General features: G+C 73.1%; 14 protein-coding genes. 1 reads left to right on the top strand and 13 read right to left on the bottom strand.

All coding sequences use genetic code 11. The annotated features are described in order from the left end of the window. Positions 1–176 precede the first annotated feature (176 nt). The 5 genes from ACZ6EJ_RS06195 to ACZ6EJ_RS06175 form a co-directional block, all read right to left on the bottom strand. Entirely contained in the window at positions 177–380 is a 204-nt protein-coding gene (locus ACZ6EJ_RS06195) for a cold-shock protein (RefSeq protein WP_003969786.1), read from the bottom strand. A gap of 272 nt (positions 381–652) precedes the next feature. Continuing rightward, positions 653–1,219, bottom strand: coding sequence for a pyridoxamine 5'-phosphate oxidase family protein (locus ACZ6EJ_RS06190; RefSeq protein ID WP_469264952.1), 567 nt, complete (start codon positions 1,217–1,219; stop codon positions 653–655). Between the two features lie 226 nt (positions 1,220–1,445). After that, positions 1,446–2,906, bottom strand: a complete 1,461-nt coding sequence (locus tag ACZ6EJ_RS06185) for a glutamate synthase subunit beta (protein WP_469264951.1) — start codon at positions 2,904–2,906, stop codon at positions 1,446–1,448. Next, complete coding sequence (gene gltB, locus ACZ6EJ_RS06180; RefSeq protein ID WP_469264950.1) at positions 2,899–7,458, bottom strand: glutamate synthase large subunit; 4,560 nt, start codon at positions 7,456–7,458, stop codon at positions 2,899–2,901. Before gltB ends, ACZ6EJ_RS06185 begins: the two co-directional genes overlap by 8 nt. 421 nt (positions 7,459–7,879) lie before the next feature. Then, on the bottom strand, positions 7,880–8,611 hold the full coding sequence (locus ACZ6EJ_RS06175) for a VIT1/CCC1 transporter family protein (RefSeq protein ID WP_469264949.1): 732 nt from the start codon (positions 8,609–8,611) through the stop codon (positions 7,880–7,882). Between the two features lie 338 nt (positions 8,612–8,949). Between ACZ6EJ_RS06175 and ACZ6EJ_RS06170 the strand changes: the two genes are divergently transcribed. After that, a complete protein-coding gene (locus ACZ6EJ_RS06170) occupies positions 8,950–9,834 on the top strand; it encodes a ribokinase (RefSeq protein WP_469264948.1) in 885 nt (294 codons plus the stop codon). A 94-nt stretch (positions 9,835–9,928) separates the two neighbouring features. Here the strand turns inward: ACZ6EJ_RS06170 and lgt are convergent, their stop codons facing one another. The 8 genes from lgt to ACZ6EJ_RS06130 form a co-directional block, all read right to left on the bottom strand. Continuing rightward, positions 9,929–10,942, bottom strand: a complete 1,014-nt coding sequence (lgt, locus tag ACZ6EJ_RS06165; RefSeq protein ID WP_469264947.1) for a prolipoprotein diacylglyceryl transferase — start codon at positions 10,940–10,942, stop codon at positions 9,929–9,931. A 96-nt stretch (positions 10,943–11,038) separates the two neighbouring features. Further along, positions 11,039–11,950, bottom strand: coding sequence for a DsbA family protein (locus tag ACZ6EJ_RS06160; RefSeq protein WP_469264946.1), 912 nt, complete (start codon positions 11,948–11,950; stop codon positions 11,039–11,041). 75 nt (positions 11,951–12,025) lie between these two features. Then, a complete protein-coding gene (trpA, locus tag ACZ6EJ_RS06155) occupies positions 12,026–12,838 on the bottom strand; it encodes a tryptophan synthase subunit alpha (protein WP_469264945.1) in 813 nt (270 codons plus the stop codon). After that, positions 12,835–14,121, bottom strand: a complete 1,287-nt coding sequence (trpB, locus tag ACZ6EJ_RS06150; RefSeq protein ID WP_469264944.1) for a tryptophan synthase subunit beta — start codon at positions 14,119–14,121, stop codon at positions 12,835–12,837. Before trpB ends, trpA begins: the two co-directional genes overlap by 4 nt. A 126-nt stretch (positions 14,122–14,247) precedes the next feature. Then, a complete protein-coding gene (gene trpM, locus ACZ6EJ_RS06145; protein ID WP_469264943.1) occupies positions 14,248–14,547 on the bottom strand; it encodes a tryptophan biosynthesis modulator TrpM in 300 nt (99 codons plus the stop codon). A gap of 8 nt (positions 14,548–14,555) precedes the next feature. Then, entirely contained in the window at positions 14,556–15,365 is an 810-nt protein-coding gene (gene trpC, locus ACZ6EJ_RS06140; RefSeq protein ID WP_469264942.1) for an indole-3-glycerol phosphate synthase TrpC, read from the bottom strand. Positions 15,366–15,480: 115 nt separating this feature from the next. Continuing rightward, positions 15,481–15,960, bottom strand: a complete 480-nt coding sequence (locus tag ACZ6EJ_RS06135) for a DUF2752 domain-containing protein (protein WP_469264941.1) — start codon at positions 15,958–15,960, stop codon at positions 15,481–15,483. Positions 15,961–16,052: 92 nt separating this feature from the next. After that, a complete protein-coding gene (locus ACZ6EJ_RS06130; RefSeq protein WP_469264940.1) occupies positions 16,053–16,304 on the bottom strand; it encodes an HGxxPAAW family protein in 252 nt (83 codons plus the stop codon). Positions 16,305–16,311: the final 7 nt, after the last annotated feature.

Below are 16,311 nucleotides of genomic sequence, written 5' to 3'. Positions count from 1 at the left end.
CCTCCTGGGGGGATTCCTGGGCGACTGCCGAATGGGTGTGGTGCGATGTGCCGGCCCGGCCGTTCTCGGTGCGCCCCCAGGATGTGCGCACTAGACGGGTTGTCGCTCGGACAGCACAAACCGGGGCCCGCACCGTCAAGGTGCGGGCCCCGGTCAGCGAGGTACGCGTCCGGCGATCAGGCCGGGACGATGTTCTCCGCCTGCGGGCCCTTCTGGCCCTGCGTGACGTCGAAGGAGACCTTCTGGCCCTCCTGGAGCTCACGGAAGCCCGAGGTGGCGATGTTCGAGTAGTGGGCGAAGACGTCGGCGCCGCCGCCGTCCTGCTCGATGAAGCCGAAGCCCTTTTCCGAGTTGAACCACTTCACGGTTCCAGTAGCCATGTCATTCTCCTAAAAGAGGTGCAGTGCCGGAAATCCGCACTTCACGAATTCCAAGTCGCCGCATTGAGCCCCATCCGGAGAAAGCCGGAAAACAATTATGCGCCTGAGGAAGCATTCCCGTCAGGCGCACATAAAGTTCATGGGTACCAAAACTGCAACGGGACCACCGTAGCACGTCTCGCGCTCCGGCGGCAGGCCGGTCCGTGCCGCCGGAGAGGAAAGGTGGCTGACGGGAGGGGGTACGGGCGGTGTACGGCGGGTGCGGGGCGGCCTCAGCTCCCGTCGGCCGGCAGCGCTCGGCCCGAGGGGTCCGCCTCGGTCGGCGGGGCGGCGTCGCCGGTGCGGCGCAGGGCGCGCAGGGGGTGTCCGGGCCGCCAGAACCGGATGACGATCGCCTCGCCGTCCAGCCCGGTGCGGACGGCCTCGGTCAGCTCCGCGCGGAAGAGGTGGAACGGTTCCGGGGGGCTCGCCTCCGCGACGAAGCGGGCCAGGAACGCGGGGTCGGTGATCTCCACGGCCCGGCCGCTGACGCGGACGTCGCCGTCGGCCATCTCCGCGTCGGGCCCCGGATTGGCGTGGAGCGAGAAGCGCCCGTCGCCCCGCAGGTCCAGGAGCTTGCGGGAGTTGGGCATCATGCCGAGCAGCAGTTCGCCGAAGCGGAAGTCCGCCTCCAGGCCGGAGACCCGCGGCGAGCCGTCCTTGCGCAGGGTGGCGAGGACGTGGTGCCGGTAGAGCCGGAAGCGCTGGAGCACGGTGTCGGCGAAGGCGGGTTCGGCGGCGGCGAAGCCGGCCCAGGACAGGGCGCCGGCCTCGGGGGTGAGAGAGGTCATGGACGCCATGGAACACCGGATACCCGACATCTCCTGTCGGTATTGGCCGCGCGCTCACACGTCCGGGTACGGGCCGGCCGCCGCCCGGCGGGAGCGCGGCCCCGGACGCGCCACGGCGCCCGCCGGGTCCGGTCGGGGACAGGCGGGCGCCGCGTTCAGTTCCGTACGCCGTTGTACGGGACGTGTGGTGGGGGACGCGCAGCGGGCCGTGTGGCCCGGAGGGTCCCGGACGGGGTCAGACCAGCAGGGACCGGTCCGTCGGGCGGATCGGCGCCGGCAGGGCGCTGGACCCGGTCAGGTAGCGGTCCACGCCGCGGGCGGCGGAGCGGCCCTCGGCGATGGCCCAGACGATCAGCGACTGGCCGCGTCCGGCGTCACCGGCGACGAAGACGCCGTCCACGTTGGTCGCGTAGTGCTCGTCGCGGGCGACGTTGCCGCGCTGGTCGAGCTCCAGGCCGAACTGCTGGACCAGGCCGTTGGACTGGTCGGTTCCGGTGAAGCCCATGGCGAGGGTGACGAGCTGCGCGGGGATGCGCCGCTCCGTGCCGGGCTTCTGCTCCAGCTTACCGTCCTTGAACGCGACCTCGACCAGGTGGAGGGCCGCGACGTCGCCGTTCTCGTCGCCCTCGAAATGGGTGGTGGAGACGGAGTAGACCCGCTCGCCGCCCTCCTCGTGCGCGGAGGTGACCTTGTAGAGCATGGGGAAGGTCGGCCACGGCTGGTCGGCGTTCCGCTCCTCGCCCGGCTTGGGCATGATCTCCAACTGGGTGACGGAGGCCGCGCCCTGGCGGTGGGCGGTGCCGACGCAGTCCGCCCCGGTGTCGCCGCCGCCGATGACGACGACGTGCTTGCCCTCGGCGGAGATCGGGGAGACCGTCAGGTCCCCCTCCTGCACCTTGTTGGCGAGCGGCAGGTACTCCATCGCGAAGTGGATGCCGCCCAGCTCGCGGCCGGGGACCGGCAGGTCGCGGGAGACGGTGGCGCCGGCCGCGATGACGACCGCGTCGTAGCGGCGGCGGAGCTTGGCGGCGTCGATGTCCTTGCCGACCTCCACCTCCGTGCGGAACTTGGTGCCTTCCAGGCGCATCTGCTCGATGCGGCGGTTGATGTGCGACTTCTCCATCTTGAAGGCGGGGATGCCGTACCGCAGGAGGCCGCCGATGCGGTCCGCGCGCTCGTAGACGGCGACCGTGTGACCGGCGCGGGTCAACTGCTGGGCGGCGGCGAGCCCGGCGGGTCCGGAGCCGATGACCGCCACGGTCTTGCCGGAGAGGCGCTCGGGCGGCTGCGGGGTGACGTCGCCGCTGTCCCACGCCTTGTCGATGATGGAGACCTCGACGTTCTTGATGGTGACGGCGGGCTGGTTGATGCCGAGCACGCACGCCGACTCGCACGGGGCCGGGCAGAGCCGCCCGGTGAACTCGGGGAAGTTGTTCGTGGCGTGCAGCCGCTCGGACGCGGCGGTCCAGTCCTCGCGGTAGGCGTAGTCGTTCCACTCGGGGATGAGGTTTCCGAGCGGGCAGCCGTTGTGGCAGAACGGGATGCCGCAGTCCATGCAGCGGCCGGCCTGCTTGCTGATGATCGGGAGCAGCGAGCCGGGGACGTAGACCTCGTTCCAGTCCTTGACGCGCTCGGCCACGGGACGGGTCCGCGCGACCTCGCGTCCGGTGGTCAGGAAGCCCTTGGGGTCAGCCATGGGTAGCCGCCTCCATCATCTTCTCGGTGGTCTCCTGCTCGGAGAGGCCGGCGAGCTCAGCGGCGTCCTTGGCGGCGAGCACTGCCTTGTACGTGGACGGGATGATCTTGCTGAAGCGGGTCACGGCGGTGTCCCACTCGGCGAGGAGCTTCGCGGCGACGGTGGAGCCGGTCTCCTCCTGGTGGCGGCGCACGACGTCGTGCAGCCACTGCCTGTCGGCGTCGGCCGGCTCCTCGATCGCGCCGAGGTTGCCCGCGTTGACGTTGTCGCGGTCCAGGTCGATGACGTACGCGACACCGCCGGACATGCCCGCGGCGAAGTTGCGCCCGGTCTCGCCGAGGACGACGGCGTGGCCGCCGGTCATGTACTCGCAGCCGTGGTCGCCCACGCCCTCGGAGACGACCAGCGCGCCGGAGTTGCGGACGCAGAAGCGTTCGCCGGTGCGGCCGCGCAGGAAGATCTCGCCACCGGTCGCGCCGTAGCCGATGGTGTTGCCGGCGATGGTGGAGTACTCGGCGAGGTGGTCGGCGCCCCGGTCCGGGCGGACGATCACCCGGCCGCCGGAGAGGCCCTTGCCGACGTAGTCGTTGGCGTCGCCCTCCAGGCGCAGCGTCACGCCGCGCGGGACGAACGCGCCGAAGGACTGGCCGGCGGAGCCGGTGAAGGTGATGTCGATGGTGTCGTCGGGCAGTCCGGCGCCGCCGAACTTCTTGGTCACCTCGTGGCCGAGCATGGTGCCGACGGTCCGGTTGATGTTGCGGATCGCGATCTGGGCCCGGACCGGCTGGGCGGCCTCGGCGCTGTCGGCCGCCAGCGCGTCGGCGGCCAGCTTGATCAGCTCGTTGTCCAGGGCCTTGGCCAGTTGGTGGTCCTGCTCGACGACGCGGTGGCGCGGCGCGCCCTCGGGCAGCGCGGGCACGTGGAAGATCGGGGCGAGGTCGAGGCCCTGGGCCTTCCAGTGGGTGACGGCCCGGTCGGTCTCCAGCAGCTCGGCGTGGCCGACGGCCTCTTCGAGGGTGCGGAAGCCCAGCTCGGCGAGGATCTCGCGGACCTCTTCGGCGATGAACTCGAAGAAGTTGACGATGTACTCGGCCTTGCCGGAGAAGCGCTCGCGCAGCACCGGGTTCTGGGTGGCGATGCCGACCGGGCAGGTGTCCAGGTGGCAGACGCGCATCATGACGCAGCCGGAGACGACGAGCGGCGCGGTCGCGAAACCGAACTCCTCGGCGCCCAGCAGCGCGGCGATGACCACGTCGCGGCCGGTCTTGAGCTGGCCGTCGGTCTGCACGACGATGCGGTCGCGCAGGCCGTTGAGGAGCAGGGTCTGCTGGGTCTCGGCGAGGCCCAGCTCCCAGGGGCCGCCCGCGTGCTTGAGGGAGGTGAGCGGGGAGGCGCCCGTTCCGCCGTCGTGGCCGGAGATCAGGACGACGTCCGCGTGGGCCTTGGAGACGCCGGCGGCGACCGTGCCGACGCCGACCTCGGAGACCAGCTTCACGTGGATGCGGGCCCGCGGGTTGGCGTTCTTCAGGTCGTGGATCAGTTGGGCGAGGTCCTCGATGGAGTAGATGTCGTGGTGCGGGGGCGGGGAGATGAGGCCGACGCCCGGCGTCGAGTGCCGCGTCCTCGCGACCCACGGGTAGACCTTGTGGCCGGGCAGTTGGCCGCCCTCGCCGGGCTTGGCGCCCTGGGCCATCTTGATCTGGATGTCGTCGGCGTTGACCAGGTACTCGCTGGTCACCCCGAAGCGGCCGGAGGCGACCTGCTTGATGGAGGAGCGGCGCGCCGGGTCGTAGAGGCGGTCGGGGTCCTCGCCGCCCTCGCCGGTGTTGGACTTGCCGCCGAGCTGGTTCATCGCGATGGCGAGCGTCTCGTGCGCCTCGCGGGAGATCGAGCCGTAGGACATGGCGCCGGTGGAGAAGCGCTTGACGATCTCGGAGGCGGGCTCGACCTCGTCGAGGGGGACCGGGGTGCGGTCCGGGGCGAAGCCGAAGAGGCCGCGGAGCGTCATCAGGCGCTCGGACTGCTCGTTCACCCGGTCGGTGTACTGCTTGAAGATGTCGTAGCGCCGGTTGCGGGTGGAGTGCTGGAGGCGGAAGACGGTCTCCGGGTCGAACAGGTGGGGTTCGCCCTCGCGCCGCCACTGGTACTCGCCGCCGATCTCCAGCGCGCGGTGCGAGGCCGCGATGCCGGAGGCGGGGTAGCCCTTGGCGTGCCGGGCGGCGACCTCCTGGGCGATGACCTCCAGGCCGGCGCCGCCGATCTTGGTGGGGGTGCCGTTGAAGTACGTGGCGACGAAGGCCTCGTCGAGGCCGACGGCCTCGAAGACCTGGGCGCCGCGGTAGGAGGCGACGGTGGAGATGCCCATCTTGGACATCACCTTCAGCACGCCCTTGCCCAGGGCGTGGATCAGGTTGCGGATGGCCTGCTCGGGCTCGACGCCCTCGATGAAGGTGCCGGCGCGGACCAGGTCCTCGACGGACTCCATGGCGAGGTACGGGTTGACCGCTGCGGCGCCGTAGCCGATCAGCAGGGCGACGTGGTGGACCTCGCGGACGTCCCCGGCCTCGACCAGCAGGCCCACCTGGGTGCGCTGCTTGGTGCGGATGAGGTGGTGGTGGACGGCGGAGGTGAGCAGCAGCGAGGGGATCGGCGCGTGCTCGGCGTCGGAGTGCCGGTCGGAGAGGACGACCAGGCGGGCGCCGTCCTCGATGGCGGTGTCGACCTCGGCGCAGATCTCCTCGATCCGCGCGGCCAGCGCCTCGGCGCCGCCGCCGACCCGGTAGAGGCCGGCGAGGGTGGCGGCCTTCATGCCCGGCATGTCGCCGTCGGCGTTGATGTGTATCAGCTTGGCCAGCTCGTCGTTGTCGATCACCGGAAAGGGCAGCGTGACGCTGCGGCAGGCCGCGGCGGTCGGCTCCAGGATGTTGCCCTGGGGGCCGAGCGAGGAGCGCAGCGAGGTGACGAGCTCCTCGCGGATGGCGTCCAGCGGCGGGTTGGTGACCTGGGCGAAGAGCTGGGTGAAGTAGTCGAAGAGCAGCCGGGGGCGCTCGGACAGCGCGGCGATCGGCGAGTCGGTGCCCATGGAGCCGAGCGGTTCGCCGCCGGTGCGGGCCATCGGCGCGAGGATGACGCGCAGCTCCTCCTCGGTGTAGCCGAAGGTCTGCTGGCGGCGGGTGACCGAGGCGTGGGTGTGCACGATGTGCTCGCGGTCGGGCAGGTCGCCCAGGCCGATCACGCCGGTCTCCAGCCACTCCTCGTACGGCTGCTCGGCGGCGAGGGACGCCTTGATCTCGTCGTCCTCGACGATGCGGTGCTCGGCGGTGTCCACGAGGAACATCCGGCCGGGCTGGAGGCGGCCCTTGCGGACGACCCTGGCGGGGTCGATGTCCAGGACGCCGACCTCGGAGGAGAGGACGACGAGCCCGTCGTCGGTGACCCAGTAGCGGCCGGGGCGCAGGCCGTTGCGGTCGAGGACCGCGCCGACCTGGACGCCGTCGGTGAAGGTGACGCACGCCGGGCCGTCCCAGGGCTCCATCATCGTGGCGTGGTACTGGTAGAAGGCGCGCCGGGCCGGGTCCATGGAGGCGTGGTTCTCCCACGCCTCGGGGACCATCATCAGCACCGAGTGCGGCAGCGAGCGGCCGCCGAGGTGGAGCAGTTCCAGGACCTCGTCGAAGGAGGCGGAGTCGGAGGCGTCCGGGGTGCAGACGGGGAAGATCCGGTCGAGCTGCGCCGGTCCGAAGAGGCTGGAGGCGAGCTGGGACTCGCGGGCCTTCATCCAGTTGCGGTTGCCCTTGACCGTGTTGATCTCGCCGTTGTGCGCGACGAAGCGGTAGGGGTGGGCCAGCGGCCAGCTCGGGAAGGTGTTGGTCGAGAAGCGCGAGTGGACCAGCGCGACCGCGGTGGCGAAGCGGCGGTCGGAGAGGTCGGGGAAGAACGGCTCCAGTTGCCCGGTGGTGAGCATCCCCTTGTAGACGATGGTGCGGGCGGAGAGCGAGGGGAAGTAGACCCCGGCCTCGCGCTCGGCGCGCTTGCGCAGCACGAACGCCTTGCGGTCCAGGACGATGCCGCTGCTCTCGCCGTCGGAGACGAAGAGCTGGCGGAAGACGGGCATGGTGGCGCGGGCGCCGCTGCCGAGCAGCGCCGGGGCGACCGGCACGTCGCGCCAGCCGAGGACCGTCAGGCCCTCCTCGGCGGCGATGTCCTCGATGCGGGCGACGGCCGCGGTGGAGTCGCCTGCGGGGAGGAAGGCGGTGCCGACGGCGTAGGAGCCGGCGTCGGGGAGCGGGAAGGAGGTCTCCGCGCGGAGGAAGGCGTCCGGGACCTGGCAGAGGATGCCGGCGCCGTCGCCGGAGTCGGGCTCGGAGCCGGTGGCGCCGCGGTGTTCGAGATTGCGCAGTACGGTCAGCGCCTGCTCGACCAGCTCATGGCTGGCCACACCGGTCAAAGTGGCCACGAACCCGACACCACAGGCGTCGTGTTCGTTACGGGGGTCGTACATCCCCTGCTGGGCGGGGCGACCGTCCATGGGCGACCAGGCGTCGATACGCATCGGCTCTCCCGTCGTCGTCGTGGCATGTTCAGTGCCGAGGGACGACGTTGGCCCTCTGCGAAATTTGGTGCAGGCTACATGATGGGGCGCTTCTCAAGAAGCGGAAGGCGTGTTCCAACATGCGGACACCGCCGTGATCGGGGGCGACCGGACGGCCGGGGGCGGGGCGCGGCCGCGAGGGCCGGGACCGGGAGGAAGTCGCAGAGAACAGGCGTCGTTGCCCGCGGTGCCTACGGCTCATGCCCGGCGGCGGAGCAAATGAAACCACCGAGTAACGGCTATGTATGCATAGCCTTGCATAGAGACGCATTTTAGGCCCGTTGGCCCCGATCGGCCCAGGGGGAGCCGCCGGGACGTACGTCACACGGGTTTCCGCGGCGTTACGCCGTTCGCATGACCCGGTCCGCGCCGCGCGCCGGCGTCACCCGACCGCCACGCCGAACAGGGCGCCCAGCCCGTACGTCATCGCCGCGGCGGCGCCGCCCAGGGCGAGCTGGCGCAGTCCGCTGAACCACCAGGTGCGCGCCGTCACCCGCGCCACGACCGCGCCGCAGGCGAAGAGGCCGGCCAGGGCGAGCAGCACGGCGGGCCACAGGGCGCTCGCGCCCAGGAGGTAGGGCAGGACGGGCAGCAGCGCGCCGAGCGCGAAGGCCGCGAACGACGAGCCGGCGGCCACCAGCGGGGAGGGCAGGTCGCTGGGGTCGATGCCCAGCTCCTCGCGGGCGTGGATCTCCAGCGCCTGCTCCGGGTCGCGCGACAACTGGCGGGCGACCTCGGCGGCCAGCTCGGCGTCGACGCCGCGGGAGGCGTAGAGGGCGGCCAGCTCGGCCATCTCGTCGTCGGGGTGCTTGCGCAGCTCCCGCCGTTCGACGGCCAGCTCGGCCTCGACCAGTTCGCGCTGCGAGGCGACGGAGGTGTACTCGCCGGCCGCCATGGAGAACGCGCCGGCCGCCAGCCCCGCGAGGCCGGTGATCACGATGGCCTGCTGGGAGACCGCGCCGCCGGCCACGCCGGTCATCAGGGCGAGGTTGGAGACCAGCCCGTCCATCGCGCCGAAGACGGCGGGCCGCAGCCAGCCCCCGTTCACGTCCCGGTGGGTGTGGTTGTCCCGGTGCGCCTCGTGGAGTACGGCGTCGGTCTCGATGATGGCCACGGCTCTGCTCTCCCTCGTCCCCCGACGGGCCGTCACCCCGCCGATTTCCCACTCAGTACAGTTTTCGACGAAGTCCAAACTACGCCGGTCGGGCGAGCCCCGCCAGCAAGGCAAGCCTGCCCTATCACCGCTCTGACCTGCGAAGACAGGCAAGCCTCAGCTTCCTGCCCCCATCCTCCGGGTGGCCCGTTTGTCGCCTTTTCCCGCCGATCACGCCTCTCGCCGTCCTCGACGTGGCACAGATGGGGGCAGGGGCCGCCCCGGCGCCCCGCCACCTCCGGGCCCGGCCCCGAACGGACCGGCTCCGACGCCCTCGCCCACCAGGAGGCTCAGCGCCCATGACCCGCATCGCGGTCCTCGGCAGCACCCGGATGGACCTCGTCGTCCGCACCGCCCGCGTCCCGGAACGCGGCGCGACCGCCACCGGGGAGGAGTTCCGCGCGGTCCCCGGCGGCCGGGGCGCGGACCAGGCCGTCGCCGCCGCCCGCGCGGGCGGGGAGGTGACGATGATCGGCGCGGTCGGCGACGACGCGTACGGGACGCTGCTGCGCGACGGGCTCCTCCACGCGGGCGTGGACACCGACCTCCTGCACACCGTCGAGGGGCCCAGCGGCACCGCACACGTCGTGGTGGACGGCGCCGGGACCGCGACCGCCGTGGTGGTCCCCGGCGCCAACGGCACGGTGACCTCGCTCGGGCCCGGCGAGATCGCCGCGATCTGCGCCGCCGACCTGCTGCTGGCGCAGCTCGAGCTGCCGCTGTCCGCCGTCGTCGAGGGCGTCCGCGCGGCCAGGGCCCAGGGCGTGCGGACCCTGCTCACCCCCTCCCCCGCGCGGCGGCTGCCCGACGAACTCCTCGACCACGTCGACCTGCTGCTCCCCGACGAGCGCGAGGCCGCCGAGCTGTCCGGGCAGGCCGAACCGCACGCGGCCGCGCAGATCCTGCTCCGGCAGGTGCCCGAGGTCATCGTCACGCTCGGTGCGCGGGGCTGCCTGTACGCGGCCCGAGGCGGCGAACCGGTGCTCTTCGAGGCGCCCGAGGTGACCGCCGTCGACACGACCGGGGCCAAGGACGCCTTCGTCGGCACGCTGGCCGTGGCGCTCGGCGAGGGGCGGCCGGTCGCCGAGGCGGTGGCCTGGGCGTCGGCCGCGGCGGCCCTGTGCGTCCAGCGGCCCGGCGCGTCCGCCTCGATGCCCTGCCGGAGCGAGATCCGGACCTCGTGACCACGGTCCGCGGCGGAACGCACGCGGTCGCCGGAGGGGCCCTGGACGTCGGGCCCGCCCGGCGACCGGGGGTGCGTTGCGGTGGTGCGGGCGGTCAGCCCTTGTCGGCGGTTTCGGCCGACGCGGCCGAGCCGCCGGCGCCGTCCGGTCCGTCCTTCGCGGAGGCGTCCTTCGTGAGGGGGTCCTTCGTGAGGCGGTCCTTCGCGGGGGCGTCCTCCGTGGCGGCCCCCTCGGCGGAACCGTCCTCGGCGGTGGCGTCCTTCGCCGGCTCGTCCTGCTCGGCGGGCTCCGTCTCCCGGTCGGGCTCGACGATCTCCTCGCGCCCCGGCCGCATCCGCGCGGAGAGCACGATGTAGACGACGGCCAGGACGAAGACGACGATCGCGGTCCAGACGTTCAGGCGGAGCCCCAGCACATGGTGGGCCTCGTCGACCCGCATGTACTCGATCCAGCCGCGCCCCGCGCAGTAGGCCGCGACGTACAGCGCGAACGCCCGGCCGTGGCCGAGCCGGAAGCGGCGGTCGGCCCAGACCACCAGCAGCGCCACGCCGACGCACCACAGCGACTCGTACAGGAAGGTCGGGTGGTACGTCCCGGCGATCCGGTTCGGGCCGTCGCTGATCTCCAGCGCCCAGGGGAGGTCGGTCGGCTTGCCGTACAGCTCCTGGTTGAACCAGTTGCCCCAGCGGCCGATGGCCTGGGCGAGGGCGATGCCGGGGGCCAGCGCGTCCGCCCAGGCGGGCAGCGGGATGCCCCGGCGGCGGCAGCCGATCCAGGCGCCGACCGCGCCCAGCGCGATGGCCCCCCAGATGCCGAGGCCGCCCTGCCAGATCTTGAAGGCGTCGACCCAGTTCTCACCGTCGCTGAAGTAGAGCTGGTAGTCGGTGACCACGTGGTAGAGCCGGCCGCCGACGAGGCCGAAGGGCACCGCCCAGACGGCGATGTCGGCGACGGTCCCGGCTTTGCCGCCACGGGCGACCCAGCGCTTGTTGCCGAACCAGACGGCGACGAAGACACCGATGATGATGCAGAACGCGTAGCCGCGGAGCGGGATCGGGCCGAGATCGATCACGCCCGTCGACGGGCTGGGAATGGAGGCAAGGTTCATGACGGGGTCGACGCTACCCTGCCGGGCGGTGGGTACGGCAAGCCGCCCGGCAACGTCTGCGTAACGGGGACCACGTCGGACGGGGGCCCGGCGCGGTCAGGAGGGCGGGGCCGGGGACGGGGCGGTCGGCGTGGCGCCGGAGCCGTCGGTCGGGGTGGTCGAAGCGGCCGGGGCGGTCGACGCGGCCGGCGTGGCGGGGGACGGCGTGGCGGTGCCCGGCTTCTTGCCCTTGTTGGCCTGGGCGACCCATTTCTTCAGGCTCTCCGCGGAGATCTGCTCGCCGCCCCGGCTCGGGAAGACGGACTCCCCGTTCAGCAGGACGGTCGGCGTGCCCTGGAAGCCGCCCTCGCGGAACGCCGTGTCGGACTTCTTCACCCAGCCGTCGTGCTCCCCGTCCTCCACGCACCGGCGGAAGGCCGGCGTGTCGAGCCCTTCGACCTCGCCCGCCAGCTCGATCAGCCGGCTGTTCTTCCCGAAGGCGTCGTCCGGCTCGGGGGGCTGGTTGCGGAAGAGGACGTCGTGGTACGGGGCGAACCTGCCGGCGTCCTGGGCGCAGGCGGCGGCGTTGGCGGCGCGCAGCGATCCGCGGCCGCCGAGATTGCCGTCGATGATGGTGGCCAGGTGGTACTCCACCTTGATCTGGCCCTGGTCGGCCAGCTCCGTCACGGTGTCGCGCAGCGCGTTCTCGAACTGGGCGCAGACCGGGCAGCGGAAGTCCTCCCAGATCGTGAGGGTGGAGGGGGCGTCGGAGGCGCCGACCGGCAGGGTCAGCGCGTCCTCGCCGGTCGCGCCGGACGGGGCGATGGCGGGGCCCGAGGCGCTGTCGCCGCCGTCCTTGCCGGCGTTGGCCGCGATCAGGCCGACCACGGCGGCCAGCGCCAGCACCCCGACCACCGCCGAGGTGACGATCAGCGTGCGGCGGCGGCGCTCGCGCCCCTTCTCCCGCTCGCGCTGCTGGGCCAGACGCTCACGCGCACTTCTGTTTCCCTCAGGGATCTCGTCGCTCACACCCGCAGAACGAACCGGGGAGGCGCCATCGCGCCTCCCCGGACCACAATCCACCCGTTCAGGTGACGTGGGCGGTCACCGCTTTCGAACACCCTCGGCCAGTTCGCCCGCGAGGGAGCGTACGGCCGCGAGACCGGCGGCCTCGTCGTCGGCGTCCAGCAGGGCCTTGACGAACGCCGAGCCGACGATCACCCCGTCCGCGAAGCGGGCGACCTCGGCCGCCTGGGCGGCGTTGGAGACGCCGAGCCCCACGCAGACCGGCAGCTCCGTGGTGGCGCGGGTGCGCTCCACCAGGTTCTCGGCCTGGGCGCCGACCGAGGCGCGGGTGCCGGTGACGCCCATCAGCGAGGCGGCGTAGACGAAGCCGCTCCCGGCCGCCGTGATGGTGGCGAGGCGGGCGTCCCGGCTGCTGGGGGCGACGACGAACACGGTGGCGAGGCCGTGCTTGTCGGCGTGCTCGCGCCACAGCGCGGACTCCTGGACGGGCAGGTCGGGCAGGATGCACCCGGCGCCGCCCGCCTCGGCCAGCTCGGCGGTGAAGCGCTCGACGCCGTAGCGGTCGACGGGGTTCCAGTACGTCATGACCAGGATCGGCGCGCCGGTGGCCCGGTGCGCCTCGCGGACCGTGCGCATGACGTCGGCGATCCGGACGCCGCCGCGCAGGGCGATGTCGTCGGCGGTCTGGATGACCGGGCCGTCCAGGACCGGGTCGCTGTGCGGGAGCCCGACCTCGACGACGTCCGCGCCGCCCGCCACGGCGGCCTGGACCGCCGCGATGGCGCCGTCGACGGTGGGGAAGCCGGCCGGCAGGTAGGCGATCAGCGCCGCCCGGTCCTCCGCCTTCGCGGCGGCCAGGGTGGTGTTCAACAGCTCGATGTTGCCGCTCACTTGGCGTCCCCCTCGATCTCGGCGCGGTCGCCGCCCGCGTCCGCGGCCACTTCGGCGTCGGTGTCGTACAGCCCGAAATAGCGGGCGGCGGTGTCCATGTCCTTGTCGCCGCGCCCGGAGAGGTTGACCAGGATCAACCCGTCCTCGCCCAGCTCCCGGCCCAGCTCCAGGGCGCCGGCGAGCGCGTGGGCGCTCTCGATGGCCGGGATGATCCCCTCGGTGCGGGAGAGCAGCAGCAGCGCCCGCATGGCCGCGTCGTCGGTGACGGCGCGGTACTCCCCGCGGCCGGTGTCCTTGAGGTGGGAGTGCTCCGGGCCGATGCCGGGGTAGTCCAGTCCGGCGGAGATGGAGTACGGCTCGGTGATCTGGCCCTCGTCGTCCTGGAGGACGTAGGAGCGCGAACCGTGCAGGATGCCCGGCTCGCCCGCGGTGAGGGTCGCCGCGTGCTCGCCGCTCTCCACTCCGTGCCCGGCCGGCTCGCAGCCCACCAGGCGGACCCCGGCGTCGGGGAGGAAGGCGTGGAAGAGGCCGATGGCGTTGGAGCCGCCGCCGACGCAGGCGACCGCCGCGTCCGGGAGGCGGCCCGCGCGCTCCAGGATCTGGCGGCGGGCCTCGACGCCGATGACGCGGTGGAAGTCGCGGACCATCGCCGGGAAGGGGTGGGGCCCGGCGACCGTGCCGAAGAGGTAGTGAGTGCGGTCCACGTTGGCGACCCAGTCGCGGAACGCCTCGTTGATGGCGTCCTTCAGGGTCCGCGAGCCGGACTTCACGGCGACGACCTCGGCGCCGAGCATCCGCATCCGGGCCACGTTCAGCGCCTGGCGCCGGGTGTCGATCTCGCCCATGTAGATGGTGCAGTCGAGGCCGAACAGGGCGCAGGCGGTCGCGGTGGCGACGCCGTGCTGGCCGGCGCCGGTCTCCGCGATGACGCGGGTCTTGCCCATCCGCCGGGTGAGGAGGGCCTGGCCCAGGACGTTGTTGATCTTGTGCGAGCCGGTGTGGTTCAGGTCCTCGCGCTTGAGGAAGATCCGGGCCCCGCCCGCGTGTCCGGCGAAGCGCGGGACCTCGGTCAGCGCGCTGGGCCGCCCGGTGTAGTGGGCCATCAGGGCGTCCAGCTCGGCGGCGAACTCCGGGTCGGTCTTGGCCTTGTCGTACTCGACGGCGACCTCGTCCACGGCGGCGACGAGCGCCTCCGGGATGAACTTGCCGCCGTACGCGCCGAAATAGCCCTCGGCGCTGGGGGTCAGACCCTCGGGGTCGGGGACGAAGAAGTCGGATGACATGCGACGTGCTCCTTGGCAGGGCGATGGGTGGGTGCACCGTGTGCGCCGAGGGCGGAGCGCCGCCGCGACCGGCGGGCGGTCGGGGCGGTGCGGTCGTCCGTACGGTGAGCCGGCCGCCGGGGCGCGTCAGGCGGCGGCGTGCCGGGGCGGCGGCTGCGGGGCGTCGGACGGGGTGCGCTCGGGCGCGGGCCCCGGACGCCATCGCATCCCGTTGACCTGTCCGGGCTCGTCGCCGATCACGTAGCGCACCCGCCGTCCGTGCACGCGCCGGGCGGGCGCGCGGCAGCCGCGGTGCCAGAAGGGCGGCGCGCAGGGGCCGGGCCGGGGGTGGCGGGAGGTGCGCCCCGCCGGGGCGTACGGGTCCCGGACCGGCGCCCCGGCGGGGCGCTGGCCCGGCCGGGTGCGGGACACGGGACGGTCGGTCACGGCCGGGGTCAGCCCCGCCCGTGGCGCAGCGCCGGGTGGGCGCCGGCGGCGACCAGGTCGGCGACGGCGGCGCGCGGGTCGCGCCCGGTCACCAGGGACTCGCCGACCAGGACCGCGTCGGCCCCGGCGTTGGCGTACGCGATCAGGTCGTGCGGGCCGCGCACGCCGGACTCGGCGACCTTGACGATGTGGTCGGGGATCTCGGGGGCGACGCGCTCGAAGGTGGAGCGGTCGACCTTGAGGTCCTTCAGGTTGCGCGCGTTGACGCCGATGATCCTCGCTCCGGCCTCCACCGCGCGCTCCGCCTCCTCCTCGTCGTGCGCCTCGACGAGCGGGGTGAGCCCGATGGACTCGGCGCGCTCGATCAGCGAGACCAGGGCGTCCTGGTCGAGGGCGGCGACGATCAGCAGGGCCAGGTCGGCGCCGTAGGCGCGGGCCTCCCAGAGCTGGTACGAGGTGACGATGAAGTCCTTGCGCAGGACCGGGATGTCGACCTTGGCGCGGACGGCCTCCAGGTCGGCGAGGGAGCCGCCGAAGCGGCGCTCCTCGGTGAGGACCGAGATGACGGACGCGCCGCCCGCCTCGTAGTCCGCGGCGAGCGCGGCCGGGTCGGCGATGGCGGCGAGGGCCCCCTTGGAGGGGGAGGAGCGCTTGACCTCGCAGATGACGGTCACGCCCTCGCCGCGCAGGGCGGCGACCCCGTCCTTCGCCCGGGGGGCGCGGGCCGCGCGCTCCTTGAGCTCGTCCAGGCTGACGCGCGCCTGCCGCTCCGCGAGGTCGGCGCGAACGCCCTCGATGATCTCGTCGAGCACACTCACGTGAGCGGCCCCCTTCCGGAACGGTGATGAGGGAACAGGATCAGCCACCCCGATGGTATCCGCAGGAGGCCCCGCGCCCCGCATCCGGCCGCTTCCCGTCCCACAGCCCGGACGTTCAGGGGGCGAGCGCGGAGCCGAAGGGCAGGTTTCGGACGACGGTGAAGACCAGCAGGACGGCGCCCGCGCCCCACCGCAGGGCGGGCGGGACCGCGATCCGCGGGGGCCGCCCGCGCCAAGCCCGCACCGCCCACAGGACCCAGAACACGGCGAAGAGGGCGTAGCCGGCGACGGCGACGGCGTTGGCGGAGAGGGCCGTGCCGAGGTCGCCGCGGATGAAGGCGTGGGCGCTGCGCAGCCCGCCGCAGCCGGGGCAGAACACCCCGGTCACCCGGAGCAGCGGGCAGACCGGGTAGTGGCCCGGTTCGTTGGGGTCGACCGAGCCGACGTACGCGAAGGCCGCGGCGACCGCGGCCAGAACGCCCGCCGGCGTGGCGAGCGCGCGCAGCCGCCCGGCGGGGGTCGCCGGCGGCCGCGGGGGCGGGGGCGGTCCGGCGGGCGGGGGCGGGGGTGCGGCGGGGGCAGGCGAGGCGTCCACCCGGCGATTGTCCCCGTTCACGCGGGAAGGCGCGGCCCCTGTGGGGTCGCGCCTTCCCGCGTGTCGGTCGCCGGGGCGGGCCGGCGGCCGGCTCAGTGGGAGGTCTGGGCCTGTCCGGCCCGAGCGCGGGCGGCCGCCATCTCGGCGGACTCCTTGGGCATTCCGAGCCCGGCGGCCTTCATGGCGAGGCCCACGAGCCCACCGGCGAAGATGACGGCGATGCCGACCCAGAAGCCGAGCGGGTTGGCCGCCACCATGAAGACGCCTGCGACGCAGAAGCCGATGAAGGAGATGATGACACCGGTCCAGGCGGCCGGGGTGTGTCCGTGGCTGCTGCCCGCCATGAGTTTG

The organism is Streptomyces sp. NPDC041970 (assembly GCF_055588985.1).
Note: the sequence above shows the minus strand (reverse complement) of the source record. Positions and strands in the feature narration are given on the sequence as shown.

Bases quoted from the DNA above. Each gene is read 5' to 3' on its own strand.
- ACZ6EJ_RS06195 (WP_003969786.1), bottom strand. From the start codon at position 380: ATGGCTACTGGAACCGTGAAGTGGTTCAACTCGGAAAAGGGCTTCGGC.
- ACZ6EJ_RS06190 (WP_469264952.1), bottom strand. From the start codon at position 1,219: ATGGCGTCCATGACCTCTCTCACCCCCGAGGCCGGCGCCCTGTCCTGG.
- ACZ6EJ_RS06185 (WP_469264951.1), bottom strand. From the start codon at position 2,906: ATGGCTGACCCCAAGGGCTTCCTGACCACCGGACGCGAGGTCGCGCGG.
- gltB (WP_469264950.1), bottom strand. From the start codon at position 7,458: ATGCGTATCGACGCCTGGTCGCCCATGGACGGTCGCCCCGCCCAGCAG.
- ACZ6EJ_RS06170 (WP_469264948.1), top strand. From the start codon at position 8,950: ATGACCCGCATCGCGGTCCTCGGCAGCACCCGGATGGACCTCGTCGTC.
- lgt (WP_469264947.1), bottom strand. From the start codon at position 10,942: ATGAACCTTGCCTCCATTCCCAGCCCGTCGACGGGCGTGATCGATCTC.
- trpB (WP_469264944.1), bottom strand. From the start codon at position 14,121: ATGTCATCCGACTTCTTCGTCCCCGACCCCGAGGGTCTGACCCCCAGC.
- ACZ6EJ_RS06130 (WP_469264940.1), bottom strand. From the start codon at position 16,304: ATGGCGGGCAGCAGCCACGGACACACCCCGGCCGCCTGGACCGGTGTC.